The sequence below is a fragment of the Massilia aurea genome (assembly GCF_014200505.1).
GTDB lineage: Bacteria > Pseudomonadota > Gammaproteobacteria > Burkholderiales > Burkholderiaceae_D > Telluria > Telluria aurea_B.
On record NZ_JACHBX010000005.1, the window covers coordinates 269,940 to 286,334 of the forward strand.

The 16,395-nt window shown below is 66.1% G+C and carries 10 protein-coding genes; 5 read left to right on the forward strand and 5 right to left on the reverse strand.

The annotated features are described in order from the left end of the window. Window positions 1–10: 10 nt before the first annotated feature. Window positions 11–2,179: a TonB-dependent receptor plug domain-containing protein gene (locus HD842_RS21205; RefSeq protein ID WP_183557070.1), complete on the reverse strand. Its 2,169-nt coding sequence runs from the start codon at window positions 2,177–2,179 to the stop codon at window positions 11–13. Between the two features lie 153 nt (window positions 2,180–2,332). Between HD842_RS21205 and HD842_RS21210 the strand changes: the two genes are divergently transcribed. The 5 genes from HD842_RS21210 (at window position 2,333) to HD842_RS21230 (ending at window position 9,756) form a co-directional block, all read left to right on the forward strand. Next, on the forward strand, window positions 2,333–2,737 hold the full coding sequence (locus HD842_RS21210; RefSeq protein WP_183557072.1) for a GntR family transcriptional regulator: 405 nt from the start codon (window positions 2,333–2,335) through the stop codon (window positions 2,735–2,737). Continuing rightward, complete coding sequence (locus tag HD842_RS21215) at window positions 2,734–3,594, forward strand: ABC transporter ATP-binding protein (RefSeq protein WP_183557074.1); 861 nt, start codon at window positions 2,734–2,736, stop codon at window positions 3,592–3,594. Before HD842_RS21210 ends, HD842_RS21215 begins: the two co-directional genes overlap by 4 nt. Beyond that, window positions 3,591–4,985, forward strand: coding sequence for a hypothetical protein (locus HD842_RS21220; RefSeq protein ID WP_183557076.1), 1,395 nt, complete (start codon window positions 3,591–3,593; stop codon window positions 4,983–4,985). The genes HD842_RS21215 and HD842_RS21220 overlap by 4 nt, the downstream gene beginning before the upstream one ends. Window positions 4,986–5,198: 213 nt before the next feature. Further along, on the forward strand, window positions 5,199–6,815 hold the full coding sequence (locus HD842_RS21225; RefSeq protein ID WP_183557078.1) for a methyl-accepting chemotaxis protein: 1,617 nt from the start codon (window positions 5,199–5,201) through the stop codon (window positions 6,813–6,815). Between the two features lie 94 nt (window positions 6,816–6,909). Further along, on the forward strand, window positions 6,910–9,756 hold the full coding sequence (locus tag HD842_RS21230) for a PAS domain-containing hybrid sensor histidine kinase/response regulator (RefSeq protein WP_221290781.1): 2,847 nt from the start codon (window positions 6,910–6,912) through the stop codon (window positions 9,754–9,756). A gap of 113 nt (window positions 9,757–9,869) precedes the next feature. On the opposite strand, the gene HD842_RS21235 is transcribed toward HD842_RS21230, so the two are convergent. The 4 genes from HD842_RS21235 to HD842_RS21250 are packed head-to-tail and all read right to left on the reverse strand — an operon-like array spanning window position 9,870 to window position 16,216. After that, complete coding sequence (locus tag HD842_RS21235) at window positions 9,870–13,145, reverse strand: CHAT domain-containing protein (protein ID WP_183557080.1); 3,276 nt, start codon at window positions 13,143–13,145, stop codon at window positions 9,870–9,872. After that, window positions 13,142–14,986 (reverse strand): caspase family protein, encoded by a 1,845-nt coding sequence (locus HD842_RS21240; protein WP_183557082.1) that lies wholly within the window; start codon window positions 14,984–14,986, stop codon window positions 13,142–13,144. Before HD842_RS21240 ends, HD842_RS21235 begins: the two co-directional genes overlap by 4 nt. Next, entirely contained in the window at window positions 14,986–15,603 is a 618-nt protein-coding gene (locus HD842_RS21245) for a hypothetical protein (RefSeq protein WP_183557084.1), read from the reverse strand. Before HD842_RS21245 ends, HD842_RS21240 begins: the two co-directional genes overlap by 1 nt. Next, window positions 15,596–16,216, reverse strand: a complete 621-nt coding sequence (locus HD842_RS21250; RefSeq protein WP_183557086.1) for an RNA polymerase sigma factor — start codon at window positions 16,214–16,216, stop codon at window positions 15,596–15,598. The genes HD842_RS21245 and HD842_RS21250 overlap by 8 nt, the downstream gene beginning before the upstream one ends. Between the last annotated feature and the right edge of the window lie 179 nt (window positions 16,217–16,395).

The following is a 16,395-nucleotide window of genomic DNA, read 5'->3' on the forward strand; positions in this document are numbered from 1 at the left end:
TCCCGGTAAGTCATAGTCTGGTTTCCAGCCGAATCGCCACGCGCGAATGGTTGGACGTATCGGTCGTGCGCCGCACGATCTCAGCCGCGCCCAGATACTCGTCGATGCGTGACCGTGTGCGTGGCACGAGATTGTCGAGATTGAGCACCAGCCTGGTCTGCTTGCTGACCGTCCAGCTCGCATTCATGCTCAGCACCCGCTTGCCCGATTCATACACGCGCTGGTTCACGCTGTCGCGTACCCAGTCGCCCGGCAGATAACTGGCGTCGATGCCCAGCTTGACCGGCACCGCCTGGAGCGTATAGCTGCCGCCCACCTTGGCGCGCCATGGCGATTGGCCGGACAGACGGTTGTCGGGGCCCGGCAGGTCGCTCAGCGTCGAGTCGGCCAGGCCCACGCTGCCATGCAGGTCCAGGCGCGTCAGATGGCTGCCGATATCCTTGCCCGACATGCGTGCTTCCAGGTCCAGCCCCCGGATCCGGGCGCTGCCCAGATTGGCCTGGCGGCCGATGTAGCGCGGTGTGCTTGCCCACGGCACATCGGCCAGCGCGATCTCGTAGCCGGTCTTGTTGCTGATGTTGCGAGAGTAGGCCTCGAGTGTGATCTCGCTGTCCTTGCCGATGCCATGGCTGTACGACAGGTTCACACCCAGCGCCCGCTCGGGCTGCAGGCCGGGATTGCCGGCAGTGTCGGCGGTATCGAGCGTGTTGGCACCGCACAGCATCTGGCCGCGACACGGTGCAAACGTGTTGATCACGGGGCGCCACAGCAGTTCATCGAAAAACGGCGCGCGAAAGCTGCGCGCGACCGAAAGCCGGAGCTGGCGCTTGCGGTCAGCGCCGAGCTTGCGCGACACGTGCAGTGACGGCGCCCACATCGTGAAGCCGGGGCTGCTGCTGGCCGTGCCTTCGCGCAGACGATAGGCGCGCCGCTCGACCGAGCTGCCGATGTTCACGGCCCAGCTGCGATTGATGCGCCATTCGTCCTGCAAGAACAGCTCGCTACTCGTCAGGCGGGCCGTGTCGCTACGGCCCAGGACAGCCAGGCTGTAGTCGGGCACGCCATTGAAGAAGTCGCTGTAGGAATTGTTGGCCCGGTTGTGCGCGAACTTGGCGCCAGCCGTGATCGCATGGCCGTTTTCGAACTCGTTTGCGTAGTCCACGTGCAGGAAGGTATTCGTGCTGACGGACGTCGGGCGCGATACCAGTTCGTCCATGAGCGCCGCATTGCTGGTATCGATGCGCAGCGCATCGCTGTCAATGTGGGCGCGGTTCACGTTCAGCTTCACGCTCAGGCTGCTCTCGGGATCGATGCGCCAGTCCCAGCGCAAGGGAATCTCGAGCGACGTCATCGCACTGTCGCCATCCTGGCGCGTGAGCAGGGTGCTGCCGTCGCGCCAGAAGCGTTGTTGCCGGCTGCGTCGCGGCCCACCGAAATAACTGGCCGCCGGACTGAATGTCAGCGTGTGCGCGTTGTCGACGTTCCAGGTGAACTCCCCGGAGGCGCTGACGATGTTCGCGGCATTGCGGTTGCGCGCCTGGCCGGTGTAGGCCAGAACCGGCACGGCAAAAGCGCTCTCGCGGGTCGCGATGTAGTCCATCCGGCTGGACACCGGCTTGTGTACGGCCGACAGGCGCACGCTGTACACGAGCGGCTTGCCGTCGATCGGACCACCCGTCGACCAGGCCACATCGGCGCCAGGAAGCCCAGCCGTCGCTGACAGGCCGGCATTGACCTGTGCCAGCCGCGTCTTCTGCGCTTTGCGGCGGATGATATTGATCGTGCCGGCGATGCCGATCGGGCCGGTCGCGGCAGTACTCGATTTGATGATCTCGATGCGCTCGACATGCACCAGGTCGAGCGTGAACGTGTCGCCCTGGGGCGGCATGCCGTCCACCAGCACCTGCGTGTAGCCGGGCAGGCCGAGCAAACCGATGCGTCCATCCTTGCCGACGCTGACCGACGGCTCACGGTTGAGCAGCTCGCCGACATTCTGCAGGCCGCTTTCGGCGATGCGCACCTTGCCGATGACTACTTTACCGGCAACAAAATCACGACTTGCCTCGACGTCGCCCTGGGCGCCGTTGACGACGACTTGCTGGGGCGTGGCCGTATCCGGTGGTTCGGCCCTGGCCACGGCCGACAGGCAGACAGCAAAACAAGTGAGTGCAAAACGCATCCGGCGACATCTCGTGTGACAACCAAAGAAGCTTAGCAGCCCAGTCACGCCGAATTATCAAACAATGTCACGGTTGCAATAATCTCGAATCACCGCATTGACAAGGCCCACCATCGCGGTTACTGTATTAACCAACTAATACACTAATACGCAATGGCCACTTCACTGTTTTCGATCATCCCCGGCTCTTCCGATCCGATCTACCGGCAACTGGTCGATCAGGTGCGGCGCCTGGTTGCCGGTGGCCAGCTGGCGCCCGGCGCGGCGTTGCCCTCGGTGCGTGACGTGGCCCAGCAGTTGACGGTCAATCCGATGACGGTTTCCAAGGCTTACGGCCTGCTCGAACTCGAAGGCGTGCTCGCTCGCCGGCGCGGTGTCGGCATGGTCGTGGCCGATCGCGCAGCCGGTGGGGGCGAGGGCACTGCTGCCGATGCCACTGATCGCGCCGCGCTGCTGCGGCCCACGCTGGAACGCGCTGCGCGTGAAGCGCGCGAACTTGAACTCGATCCGGCCACCGTGCTCGCTCTTTTCACACTCATTCTCAAGGAGTCACCGTGACACCATCCCCGATCCAGATGCGCGGCGTGGCCAAGCAGTTCGGCAGCAAGGCCATTCTCGATAACCTCGACTGGGAAGTGCGGGCCGGGCAGGTGGTTGGCCTGCTCGGGCGCAATGGCGCCGGCAAGTCGACGTTGATGGAGTGCCTGCTGGGCCTGCGCGAGACCGATGGCGGCAGCGTCCTGCTGTTTGGCGAACCGCTGAATGCGTTGACGGACGCAACGCGCGCCCGCATCGGCTACGTGCCGCAGAAATCGGATCTGTTCGAGTGGATGACGGCGCTGCAGATGCTGGATTACTTCAAGGCCATGTATCCGCGCTGGAACGACGCGAAGGTCGCGTCGCTGCTCGACCGCTGGGGCTTCGATGGGCTCATGCGCAACAAGCCGATCCGCAGGCTCTCCGGCGGCGAACAGCAGCGCCTGTCGATCGTTCGCGCACTGGCGCATGATCCCGAGCTGCTGGTGCTCGACGAGCCCGCGTCGGCGCTCGATCCGGCCGGCCGGCGAAGCTTCCTGGCCGAGCTGGTCGACGGCGTGATCGAGCAGGGCACCACGGTGGTGTTTTCGACGCACATCCTGACCGATCTGGAGCGCGTGGCACCCGATGTGGCGTTTCTCAAGAATGGCCGCATCGCGCTGCAGGGCGAACTCGACACCCTGCTCGATGGTGCGCGCCGCGTGATCGGCCCGGCCAACCTGCTGGGCGCCGCCTTGCCGGGCGAGCTGCGCCGCAGCCAGACGGGCGATGGGTCCGTCTGCGTCATCGTGCAGGGTGGGGCGCCGCTCGCTGACACGCCAGGCGTACGCGTCGAGCCGCTCGGCCTGGAAGATCTGTTCATCGAGGTCACGCGGTGAGCGCGCGTCTGCAACAGTACCGCATGCTGTGGCAAGCCGCGCATGCGCACATCCATCCCCGTGCGCAAACGGTTTTGTGGTCCGCCATCGTCATCCTGACCGTGGCCATGGCGCCTCTCATGGGCGCGGTGTATGGCGTACTGGCCGGGCTCGGCTGGGCCTTGTGCACGCCAGCGGGTCTGCTGCTGTTTGACTGGACCTTTGCTTTTGTTCCAGGCGCGCTCGGCGTGAACACGCCCGCCAATGCCCAACTGGTGCCGGCCATGCGCACTCGTCTGGTCGAGCTGGTGCTGCTGGTCTGGTTAGCTGCAGTCGGCTTGCTGGCTGCAGGGCTGCAGTTGATCCCTGAGACGCCGCACCTGGTGCTGCCATTCGCCATGGCCGGCACACTGGGCGCGGCGATGCTGGTCGCTGGTGTCGGCGCGGGTGTGGTCCTGGTGCTGCCATTCTTCTTTTCATTCCTGAGCGACGAATGGCAGGAATGGCTGCGCGACGCTGCCGCGCAGCCCGGCGTCGTGCCGCTGCTGGCAGTGGCCATGGTCCTGCTCGCCGTCCCGGCGGTGCGGTCGCTATTTCCTCGTGGCGGCGAGCGCCACTGGGCCATGCGCGAGCATCTGGCCCTGTGGTCAGGCGGCAGCGGCGGCAGCGCCTGGTGGGAAGGCACACGCCGGTACTCGGTGCGCCGTTTCCGTGCACGCCATGGGACGAGGCGGCATACGCCGGGCGCGCTGCTGCTGCGTGCACTCGGCCCGGATCTGTTCTACCTGATGGTGTCGACAACCCTGGGTGTGGCACTGGCCTTCGCTGCCATCACCTGGCACTTGCGCGGCACGCTCATCGCTCAAGAGACTGTGCCCACGATGGTGATGATCGGCGCCGTCATGCTGTGCTTCTTGTTTCCCGCTGCCGCCGTGCCATTCTGGCTGGCACGCACCCGCGGCGAGCAGGCGCTGGTACGGCTGGCGCCGGTGTCGCCGGTCGATCCGGCCCGCTTCAACACGCTGCTGGCCCGGACCATGCTGCGACAGGGTCTGGCGGTCTGGGCCTGGTGCTCGGCGGTTTCGCTGTTGTTGGCCCTTGCCAGCGGCGCTGGCGGGATCGAACTGGTGTGGCAGGCGTGCCTGTGCTGCGTCACCTTGCCGGCACTGGCCCTCGTGCTGCGCGACCATGCGCGTGCGCCGCGCTGGGGTATGGTGTTCTACGGACTGGCGGCGCTCGGACTCAGCCTGATCGGCCCGATCCTGGCCGTGTTTGGCGCAAAGTGGCTGGGCTGGCCGGTCTGGTCCATCGCAACGCCCATTGCACTCGTTCTTACCGCCACGCTCGTGCAGCGGCGCTGGCGGCGCATGTGCAGCGCGCCGATGGCATTTCCGGCCGGCCGCCTTGAATGACGAACAACCGGCATTTAACAATCTGGCGTGGCCTTCTCAGCAAGCTTGCCGACAAAACCGACAAGCAGGCCATGCTGTTGTTGCTTGAGGACAACTACTTTGCACGATATTGAACGTCAGACTCTCTTTTTTGACGAGAAGTAGTCACTTCCGGGCTATCGTCTTTCTGTTGCGGTATTCACTCCGCGCAAGAAAACTTTATCCAGGGCCCCCATGCTTTCCAAATTAACATTGCGTTTCCGACTGATCGCCACGCTGGCGGTCCTCGGTCTTCTCATTGCCGCCATTGGCGTGCTCGGCATCTACGGCATGCGTTCGAATCATGCTGCGCTTGAGCAGGTGTACAGCAACCAGCTCGCCTCGAGCATCGCGATCAACAATTCCAAGAATTTCCTGAACCGCGCCCGGTTTGGCCTGGATCGTGCGGTTTTTCACCCGGAGGCGCCCGACGTCGCCAAGACGATCACGCGTGCCAAGGGCTTCATCGACGATGCCAACAAATCGTGGCAAACCTATCTGAGCATGCCGCGCGATGGTGAAGAGTCAGCACTGGCCAAGACGCTGGAAACCGAACGCACACGCTACATCAACGACGGCATGCTGGCACTGGCGACTGCCCTCGAGCAGGGTAATAGCGAGCGCATCGAAGCGCTGTCGATGAAAGAAATGACGGCGCTGTACGGTGTCTTCGACAAGGCCTCGGTTGCCTTGGACGATTACCAGCTGGCCACTGCCCGCCACGAGTTCGAGTCCAGCCTGGCGCTGTTTACCACATTGATGTGGGCGGCCGGTCTGAGCGTCGTGTTCGGCCTTTTGCTGGCGATCGTGTCGTCGGTGCTCTTGCTGCGCGCAATCATGCGGCCACTCGAACAAGCCATCGGCCACTTTGACGCGATGGCCCACGGCGACCTGTCGACGACGGTCGTCGTCGATCGCCAGGATGAAATGGGCGCGCTGCTCAAGGGCCTGGCCTCGATGCAGGAGCAGTTGTCCGGCACCGTGCGCAGCGTGCGTGACAGCAGCATGTCGATCGCCACCGCCAGCGCTGAAATCGCCGCCGGCAACATGAACCTGTCGGGCCGCACCGAGCAGCAGGCCAGCAGCCTGGAAGAAACCGCGTCCTCGCTGGAAGAACTGACCAGCACCGTGCAGCACAATGCCGACAACGTCCGTCAGGCCAACAATGTGGCGCGCTCGGCGTCCGAAGTCGCCATCCGCGGCGGCAAGCTGGTCGGGGACGTGGTCGAGACCATGAGCGCGATCAACGCGTCGTCCAAGCGCATCGTCGACATCATTTCCGTCATTGACGGTATCGCATTCCAGACCAATATCCTGGCGCTCAATGCGGCCGTCGAAGCAGCGCGCGCTGGCGAGCAGGGCCGGGGCTTTGCGGTCGTCGCCAGCGAAGTGCGCAATCTGGCGCAGCGCTCGGCGGCGGCAGCTAAAGAGATCAAGGAATTGATCGGCACATCGGTGACCAATGTCGAGGCGGGTACGGCCCTCGTCGACAGCACGGGCACCACGATGAACGAGATCGTTTCGAGTGTGAAACGGGTCTCGGACATCATGGCCGAGATCCTGGCTGCCGGTGAAGAGCAGACGTCGGGCATCGGCCAGATCAACGAAGCGGTCAGCCTGATGGACCAGGCAACACAGCAGAACGCGGCCCTGGTCGAAGAAGCGGCGGCCGCCACCGGCGCGCTGCAAGAGCAGGCCCAGGCGCTGCAGCAGATGGTGAGCGTGTTCAAGGTCGATGCACAGGCGACCGGGCAGCAGCACGGGCGCGCGCTCGGGCACAAGGCGCAGCAGCGCATCGCCATCGCAGCGTAGTGCAAGCGGGCGCACTGCCCATGCCATAATGCCGGCATCATGAGCGTGCGCACCCCATTTCCGCTGACAGCCGGCCCCGCAGCCTGTCGATCCCATGCGTGATCCCAACGCATTTCCCATCGACGGCGGGGCGCTCGGCGCCGCGATTCGCGAGCATGACTGGGCCGCCACGCCGCTGGGGCCCATCGAGGATTGGCCGGCCACGCTGCGCACCGGCGTGAGCATCGTGCTCGGTTCGGCGTTCCCCAGTTTTCTGGTCTGGGGCGCCGGGCAAACCCTCCTGTACAACGATTCCTACGCCGAGATACTGTGCGACAAGCACCCGCGCGCACTGGGCGGCAGCTTCCAGGCTGCCTGGCCCGAAATCTGGGACGTGCTCGCGCCGCTGGTCGACCGCACGCTGATTGGCGGCGAGTCGTACAAGATGCACGATCTGCCGCTGGTCATGCAGCGCAAGGGCTATGCCGAGCACACCTGGTTTACGTTTTCGTACGGCCCGGTGCGCGGCGACGACGGCGAGATCCTTGGCCTGCTATGCACCTGTATCGAAACCACCGACACCATCCTCACCCGGCGCCGCCAGGTGGCCGACGAGGCCGTGCTGCGCGAGCACGAAAGCAATTCGCGCATCGATGCCGAGCGGGTGCAGCTGGCGCTGTCCGCTGGCGCCATCATCGGCACCTGGTTCTGGGATTTGCCAACCGACCGGTTCACGGTCGACGAGGCATTCGCGCGCGCCTTCGGCCTTGATCCGGCGCTCGGGCGCGTCGGCCTGAGCCTGGCCCAGATTGTTGCCACGGTCCATCCCGACGACCAGGCTGGCCTGGCGCAGGCGATCAACACCGTCATCGCGCGCGGTGGCCATTACGCCCACCAGTACCGCGTCAGGCGCACCGACGGGCGCTACTACTGGATCGAGGCCAACGGCCGGGTCGATCTGGCGCCGGATGGCACCGGGCTGCTGTTCCCGGGCGTGCTGATCGACGTCGAGGGCCGGCGCGCGGTCGAAGCAGAACGCGACCAGGCGATCCTCAAGCTGCGCGCGCTCAACGAGCAGCTCGAGCAGAAAGTCATTGCCCAGGCGCTGGCGCGTGGCCGCACCTGGCAGGTCAGCCCGGACATCCTGGGCGTGCTCAATGCCGACGGCTTCGTCGAAACGTCGAACGCGGCCTGGGAAGCCAGCCTGGGCTGGACCGAGGAGGAGATCGCCAGCACCCACTTCATGGAGTTCGTCCATCCGGACGACCAGGCACTGACCCAGGCCGTGTGGCGCGACGCACTCGAGCGCGACATCCCGGCGCTGCGCTTCGAAAACCGCCATCGCCACAAGGCCGGCGGCTGGCGCTGGCTGTCGTGGGTGGCCGTGCCGGACGACGGCAAGGTGTATTGCTCGGCGCGTGACGTGACCCTTGAAAAAGAAGCGCAGGCCGAACGCGACCGCATGTGGGACACGTCGCCCGACCTGCTGCTGACGATCGATTTCAATGGTGTGTTCCGGCGTGTCAATCCGGCCTGGACCCACTTGCTCGGTTATACCCCCGAGGAACTCGTTGGCCATCACGTCACTGAATTCGTCGTGGCCGAGGACCACGCCCCGACCGTCGACGCCAACCTCGCCGCAGCCGAAGGCGGGCAGCCGCGCCTGGTCAACCGCTATCGCCACAAGGATGGCTCGACACGCTCGATTTCGTGGGTCGCCGCGCCGGCGGGCAGCGTGACGTATGCGACCGGCCGCGACATCACGGTCGAACGCGAGCGCCAGGCCGAGCTCGAGCGCGCCCAGGAGCAGCTGCGCCACTCGCAGAAAATGGAAGCAGTCGGCCAGCTCACCGGTGGCCTGGCGCATGACTTCAACAATCTGCTGGCCGGCATCGCGGGCAGCCTGGACCTGGTCAAGATCCGCATCGCGCAAGACCGCGTGGGCGATGTCGACCGCTACATCGGCGTGGCACAGGGTGCGACCCGGCGCGCTGCCGCGCTGACCCATCGCCTGCTGGCGTTCTCGCGCCGCCAGACGCTTGCGCCCACGGCGATCTGCGTGAATGCCATGATCGATGGCATGCTCGACATGATCCGGCGCACGGCCGGCCCCGCCGTGCAGGTAGAGCCGCGCGCCGAGCGCGCGCTGTGGGCAGCGCTGGTGGACCAGTCGCAGCTCGAAAACGCGCTGCTGAACCTGTGCATCAACGCGCGCGACGCGATGCCGGCCGGCGGCGCGATCACCATCGAAACCGCCAATCGCCAGATCGACCCCGTTGCCGCCCGCGCGCTCGAACTGCCGCCTGGCGACTACCTGACGCTGTCGGTATCCGACGCCGGCACCGGCATGGCGCCGGACGTGGTGGCCAAGGCCTTCGACCCGTTCTTCACGACCAAGCCGATCGGGCAGGGCACGGGGCTGGGCCTGTCGATGATCTACGGCTTCGCCAAGCAGTCAGACGGCCAGGTGCACATCGATTCAGCGGTAGGGCGGGGCACCACGGTGAGCATCTACCTGCCGCGCCACCGCGGCCAGGCCGAGGGTGTCGATACCGCGCAGCCGGTGGCGCTGGCGTCGCCGGACGGCCGCGGCGAGACGATCCTGGTGGTCGACGACGAGCCGAGCGTGCGCATGCTGGTGGTCGACCTGCTGGAAGACCTGGGATACCACGTGCTGAACGCCGAAGATGGCGCTGGCGGCCTGGCCTTGTTGCAATCGGGCGCGCGTATCGATCTGTTGATTACTGACGTCGGCTTGCCCGGGATGATGAACGGGCGGCAGATGGCCGATGCCGCGCGCGTGGCGCGGCCCGAACTGAAGGTGCTGTTCATCACTGGCTATGCCGAGACCGCCTTGCTCGACAACGGGCAGCTGGGCCCTGACATGGCGATCCTGACCAAACCGTTTTCAATCGATACGATGGCGCAGCGGGTGCGGGATATGGTGGCGCGGCACGGGTGACCGAAGGATCACCAGGCCGGCTTTGCGTATCTGATGAAGAAGCCCGAGGCGCTGGGTCAGCCGCGTCACAGCGTGCGCAGCCCGTTGTTCGTAGTACGCGCCGACGTCGGACATCAGGATCCCAGCAGCGTGAAACCGGCCCAATAGTAGGGATGCCCCTGCACCGGTGCCAGATCCGGTTGGTCGATGGCTTTCAGGCCGCGTGCAGGTTCGGTGCCGTTCGGTGCCGCACTGCGGATCTGGCGTAACTGGGCTTCGCGCAGCGCCTCCGGCTTGCCGGCACCGCGTCCGAGCGCTCGGTAGAAGTCAGTCATCAATGTGGCGGTCGAGCGATCGGATACGCGCCACAGGCTGGCCAGCACGTGGCGTGCGCCACGCTCGCGTGCCAGCCAGGCCAGGCCGGCCAGTTCGCGGCCGGTGGCATCGAGCCCGGCCGGCACGGCGGTTTCACAGGCCGACAGGGTCAACAGATCCAGTCCGGCAAAGTGAAAGCGCGCCTGCGCCAATTCGGCCAGACTCAGTTGCTGACCATCGCCCAGCACCAGGTACGAGCCGTCGTTGCGGCCTGGCTGCAGCACGAAGTGACTGGCGATGTGCACCATGCTGTGCTGTTGCAGCGCACGCTCGAGCGTGGCGGCTGTGAAGCCGGCGTCGAGGTGGATCCGGCTGGGAATCCGCCCTGCCGTTCCGACGGCCCGCAACTCGCGCACCACGAAAGGCAGGGCTGGCAAGTCGCCGCTGGCCTGGCTGTGGCCCAACAGGGCGACCGATCGTGGCCGCGTAGGCGCTGACGGCGTGACTGTCGCATCATCCATGCCGGCACTGCCGGTCACCTGCAAGGGCAGGCGCTCGACCAGCCACTGGCGGCCATCGTGTAGCATGGCAAACGGCAGATAACGTAGCACGCCACCCAGCGACAGTGTCAGCGTGCGCGCCCGCGTCAGTTCCGGCAGCACAGGCCCCAGTAATTGGCGGAACAGGCGCTGGGCGTGTGCACGCGGGTCCTTGCCGGGTGCTTGCGCCAGACGACGCAGCAAGGCGATGTCGTGTACCAGGCTGGCTGGATCGGCATCGAGCGTGACGACGCGCGCGCTGCGATCGTGCTGCACGACGATGCGCAGGCGGCGTTCGCCCACGAGATAGGTCAGATGCAGTCGGCCTGGTGGCAAAGCAGCGCTGGTGTTCGCCGTCCAGGTCGCATCGCCTGGCACGCTGGCGGCGCCGGTCGCCGCTGGCACGCCCGATGGGGCCGGCGAACTCCAGGCCGCCGTCGCCTGATCGAGCAAATCGTTCATGGCCTCTTGCGCTGCAGCCAGCTCGTCCGGGCCATTGGCACTGCCCTGCGCATGACGCGCACGTGCTTGCGCCAGCTTTTGTGCAAGCTGCTCCAGGATGCGTGTGTGCAGCGCGAATTGCTGCTCGGCCGCTGCGTCGATGCCGTCGAAATGCAGGCGCACGACGCGGACATCGTGTCGCTCGCCGGCGGCTGCATTGGCGCCCGCATCCGCGCCACGCACCAGGTCGTGGAATTCGTTTTGCTCCATCATCGCCAGTACGCGCTCGGCTTCACCGATACGGTGCCGATCCAGCAGCTGGTCCACCAGTTGCTGATACGCTGCCTTCTTCAACTGGAGAAAGCTGTGTTGCTGCTCGATCGGCAGGCCGGTCGTGTTTTCGCGCACCGCTTGCAAGGCATTGACCGCCACCTTGCCGAGAAAGACCGCATGCGCGCCAGTATCGAGCGCACTGAGCTGAGCAGCGGCCCGCGCCTGCAACAGGGGGGCACGGTTGGCCAGCCCGATCGCCATTGCGCGTGCTCCCTGCATGCGCGCCAGTGCGGGGTCGGTCCCGCGCGCATTGAGCGCAGCAGCATCGAGCAGGGCGCTCGCATAGGCAGGGTGAGATTGTCCGCGCTCAGTAGCCACCTGCCGCGCGAGGACGTTACTGCGTTCGGCCAGCGCGGCCAGGTCGGCTGCGCCGATACCGTCGTGCTCGGCGCGTACCACGTTCAACGCCAGCGCGACGTCCAGCTCGCTGCCGGCGAGGGCCGGCAGTCCGGCCATCCGCTGCGAGAGCGCGGCCAGAGCGCTCTCGGCCTGAGCCGGCCGGCCCTGGGCGCGCAATGCTTGTGCGCCCAGCATGACGCCGGCACTCTCGTCAGCCCACATCTGGCCATGGCTGCGTGCCAGGGCCGCGGCGCGGTCGGCTTGTTCCAGTGCCGCGCCAGCCTGGCCAAGGGCCAGCAGCGCCCTGGCATGATCGAGCTGGTGCGCCACGCACGAGGCAGCCACACCGCCCGGGATCGCCTGGCATGCCTTGAACGCCGATTGCGCGGCCGCAGCCGAGCGTCCGAGACGGTTGTTGGCAAGCTGTGTCTTGGCCACGTCTTGCCAGGCGTTCACGGTCTGGGCATGGTACTCGCCCAACGCGGTCCGGCGGATGCGCAGCACGTGCTCGGCCTCGTCCGCTGCCTGTGCCGCTTCGCCCAGCCGAAGGTGGATGCGAGCCACGCGCGCCAACGCGTAGCTGCTGTCAAGCGCATCGGGTCCGAAGCGGCGCACGGCGCTGGCCAGTCCCAGTTCGGCAAATGCCAGTGCTGCTGTGTCGTTCCCAGCCTGGGTGTGCCAGGCTGACATGTCCTGGACACTGGTTTGGGTCTCGGTCCTGTCCTGGCCAAATGCCGCCAGCCGAATGCGGTACGCGCGCTCGAGATAGTAGTACGCCTCTTGCATCTTGCCTTGACCGAGCAGCAGTGCGCCGACATCCCGCATGCCCCAGGCGTGATCAGTGCTGTCTGTGCCTGAGGTGCCCTCCCAGATGTCCATGGCCTGGCGCGCATACGGCAGCGCGCGCGCATAGTCGCGTGTGATCATGGCGATGCCCGACAGGTTGGACAGCGACGTGCCGTACGAACTGGACTTGGTGCCGGCCAGCCGCGCCTTTGCCAGAAGCGCTTTTTCGCCCCATTCCCATGCCAGATCGTAGCGGCCCCATTGGCGGTACAGGTACATCAGCTCAGCTGGGAAGTACATGTTCTCGCGCTCCGGATCGCCATCTGCCAGTGGACCGCTGTCGATCTGCTGGCGCAGCGCCAGGCCTTCGAGCAGGGACGACTCGCTTTCGGCAAAGCGGCGCAGCAATTGCAGGCCCTTGCCATAGGCAAGCAGGCTGGCCGAGATACCGCGCTGGTCGGCTGCCGTGCGGCACAGGCGCAGCGCCTCACTGAACGGGACAATGGCATCCTGTAAGCGTTCTTGCTCGACGGCCTGCGCGCCCTGTTCGATCAGCGCATCGGCGGCGGGCCGGCAGCCGGGCGCGGCATGTACCGGCAGCAGGCTTGTTGCCGCGCACAGCCATGCGACCGATGCGAGCATGCGCAGACGCATCATTGACCAGTTCCCGATGTCACACGCCAGCTGATGCGTGCCACCTGTGCCAGGTCGGCATCACGCCGGGTGGCCAGCGCGACGCCGCGTTGCTGCGCTTCCGCCGTTACGCCGCGCAAGGGCTCGAACAGCACGAAGCGGCGTGGCAGCGCGTCCTGGCTGGTTGGTGCGGCCACCAGTGCCAGCCATTCCGGTGCCCCGGCAAGGCCTTGCCGCGTGACCTCGAATTCGCGTTCGAAGCGGCTGACCTGCGACGGCATGGCGGGAGAAAGCCGGTTGCTGTCGCCTTCAAAAGGTGGAAACACACGGGTGGCAGCCCCTGTCAGCGGCAGGTGCACGATGCCGACGTCAACGGATTGCTTGCTGTCGTTTTCGACAATGATGCGCAGGCGCGTGCCGACCGCCAGCAGGCCCAGGTCGCGGTCGGTGAACGGCAGGCTGACGACTGTCTGGCCGGGCGCCTGGACTTCAATGCGGGCCGCCAGCAGTGGCGCCAAGTTCGAGGTGGCGGGCAGCGCCAGCAGCGAGGCGATGCCTGCGGCACGGCCACGCAGCGCTGGCAGTTCGCTGTCGCGCAGGCGCAGGCGCAGCGCGCTGCGGCCGGGCAGGGTAAGGTCAACCATGCGCACGCCGCGCTGCCGGCTCACCAGCGTCAGAATGGGTGTACTTGCCGGGGCCGGCGTAACTGGCTGGCGCCGGGCCCAGCCAGTGGTCGCCGTGATGCTGTCGTTCGGCATGAGCCGCGCTTGATTCCAACCCAGCTCGGTAACGCGCCAGGTACCTGCGTCGCGCTGCAGCACGTCGCCCGACTGCAGACCATCGAGACGCCCGTACGGCACGAACCAGCCGCGTTCATCCTGACGGACCGGCCACAATTGCGGCGCCTCGACATCGGTCCAGAGCGTCTGCTCCAGTGCGCCTGCATACACTGGCGAAGGGCGCGCGCTGGCCGGCAGCCGGCGGGCATCGAGCGCCTGGCGGTAGTACCCGTTGATCAGGCTTGCCCAGGCCAGATAGCTGGCCGGGTTGTCGCGCAAGCCGGCGATCACGGCCCGCGTGAAGATGCCTCGTGCCTGGCCGGGATAGTCGCTTGCCAGCGCCTCGGCGCTGCGTTGCTGCGACTCCGCGGCAAAGAAGCCGATGAACTGTGGTCGTTCGCCTGGCCCCCTCGCGTCGGCAGGGGCTGCCTGTGCGCGTGCCAGAGATGCAGGGCGGCCGCTGACGCTGCTTATCGCTGGCGACCAGCCAAGCTCGGTACTGGACAGGCCTCGCCAGGCCAGGCCGGCGTCGCCGCGCGTGCTGCCAGCCGCATGGCAGCTGTCGAACACGGCCACGACCTGGACGCGCCGGGCGGCAAGAGCATCGATCACCCTGCCGATATCGGTGCTGCTGACGGCGCCCGCCAGCTGCCGGCTACGCGCATCGATACGGGCATCCTGCGCCAGCAGATGCACCTGCTGGCCGGAGGGCGTTTGCCACAGCCCCGGCTGGCCCGGCAGCAGGAGACCGTGGCCGGACCAGTAGAGCACCAGCACGTCGCCTGGCCGAAGCGTCCTGCCCAGGCGTGTCATATGGTCGAGGATCGCGGCACGGGTGGGCATGCCCGCGCCGGCCACGCCGTCGGCCAGGCTGACGATGTGGGCGGGTGCGAAGCCTTGCGCCAGCAGCGCATTGCGCATGGCCGGCACGTCGTGGCGTGGCCCGCTGAGCCAACCGCTGCGGGGCAGCGCCGGCATGCTTGATACGCCCACCAGCAGGGCGTGGCGTTCGGCGGCGGCAAGCGGTGCCTGCAGGCCGATGGCAACCGTCCAGGCCCAACAGAGTGCGACACAGTGGCGCCGCATCAGGGAGGCGGTCCGGCCACGAGCACGGTGGACTCGACAACCACGGCACTGGCGCGCAGCTGCACCACGGCTGCGGCAGGGTCGCGCGCCTGCAGCAGGTAGCGCTGGCCGCCCTGCGGTCCGGCAACAATGCGCGACTCGGCCCGGATCAGCGCCGCCTCGACCTGCGCCAGACTGGCATCGGCGGAAAAACGCACCTCCAGATTGGCCGCTGGCGTGGCCACGCCCAGCGGCGCGTTGCGCCACGCTATCTCGGTATCGGGCGTGCTGTACAGCATCCATCCCTGCATTACGCAGACACCTGCCAGCGTGGCCATGAGCGCAGGTGCCAGGGCGGGCCCCAGGAAGCTGGCCCCCAGACGCTGCCACCAACTGCTGCGGGGCACGGCAGTATCCGGCTTGGCGATGCGACGCTTCAACTCCGCAAGACCGGTGTCGTTATCGACCTCCTCCATCTGCGCAGCGATGGCGGCGCGCACGTCACCCAGCAGAGCGGCCTGCGTCTTCCATGCTGCGTCGCTCTCGAGCAATGCAGCAATGTGACGGGCATCGTCTCCTTCGACATGACCGTTGAGATAGTCGGGCAGGCGTTCCAGCAAGCGTTGTTGTTCATCCATGGCGTCCACCTTCTTGTACGAACCAGCGCTCCAGGCACGATTTCAGATTGAGCCGGCCATGAAACAACCGGGTCTTCACGGTACCTTCAGGAGCACCCTGGATACGCGCGATGTCGCGTACCGATAAATCCTCGAGCGCCCACAGGGTCAGGCTTTCTCGCTGCAGCGGATTGCGCAGGCGTTGCAGGCAGCGCTGCACCGCCGTGTGACGCTGCGCGGTTTCGCGGAGCGCAAGCGGATCGGGCGCTGTCTCGGCATGCATGCCTGCCTCGAGTTCGAACGTGCTGTCGTCACTGAACATGTCCTCGGCCGCCTGTCGCTTGCCATGGCGGCGAATCTGATCGACCGTCTTGTTGCGGGTGAGTGTGAGCAGCCAGGTCACGAATTCGACGCGCCCGTCATAACGCAAGGGATCGCGCCACAGGTCGTGAAAGACATCGACCGTGATCTCGCCGGCGATGGCATCGGCGTCCAGGCCGCAGCGCACCAGTTTGGCGTGGGCGAACACCCTGACCTTGCGTGACCAGTCCCGATACAGCGCGTCGAGCGCGCGCTGGTCACCGCCGGCCATGGCTGCCAGCAGCTCGCTCGGTGATAGTGACTGCATGCTCATGTCTGCCTCCGCGAAGGCGTCACGACGGCCATTTTGGGTGTCTGATGGTAACCATGAGCAAGATTATCAGTTACAAGATCACGCTTTGTCGACGGAAATGATGAAATTAATACACAAAAAAATAATCTTCAACGAATCGAAAAATAAATTGAACCGGTGGCGTGGTGGTAACGAACAAG

What these genes read in the sequence shown, in the direction of transcription:
- HD842_RS21235 (WP_183557080.1), bottom strand. Translation starts at nt 13,145, where the DNA reads ATGATGCGTCTGCGCATGCTCGCATCGGTCGCATGGCTGTGCGCGGCA.
- HD842_RS21245 (WP_183557084.1), bottom strand. Translation starts at nt 15,603, where the DNA reads ATGGATGAACAACAACGCTTGCTGGAACGCCTGCCCGACTATCTCAAC.
- HD842_RS21230 (WP_221290781.1), top strand. Translation starts at nt 6,910, where the DNA reads ATGCGTGATCCCAACGCATTTCCCATCGACGGCGGGGCGCTCGGCGCC.
- HD842_RS21240 (WP_183557082.1), bottom strand. Translation starts at nt 14,986, where the DNA reads ATGCGGCGCCACTGTGTCGCACTCTGTTGGGCCTGGACGGTTGCCATC.
- HD842_RS21225 (WP_183557078.1), top strand. Translation starts at nt 5,199, where the DNA reads ATGCTTTCCAAATTAACATTGCGTTTCCGACTGATCGCCACGCTGGCG.
- HD842_RS21210 (WP_183557072.1), top strand. Translation starts at nt 2,333, where the DNA reads ATGGCCACTTCACTGTTTTCGATCATCCCCGGCTCTTCCGATCCGATC.
- HD842_RS21250 (WP_183557086.1), bottom strand. Translation starts at nt 16,216, where the DNA reads ATGAGCATGCAGTCACTATCACCGAGCGAGCTGCTGGCAGCCATGGCC.
- HD842_RS21205 (WP_183557070.1), bottom strand. Translation starts at nt 2,179, where the DNA reads ATGCGTTTTGCACTCACTTGTTTTGCTGTCTGCCTGTCGGCCGTGGCC.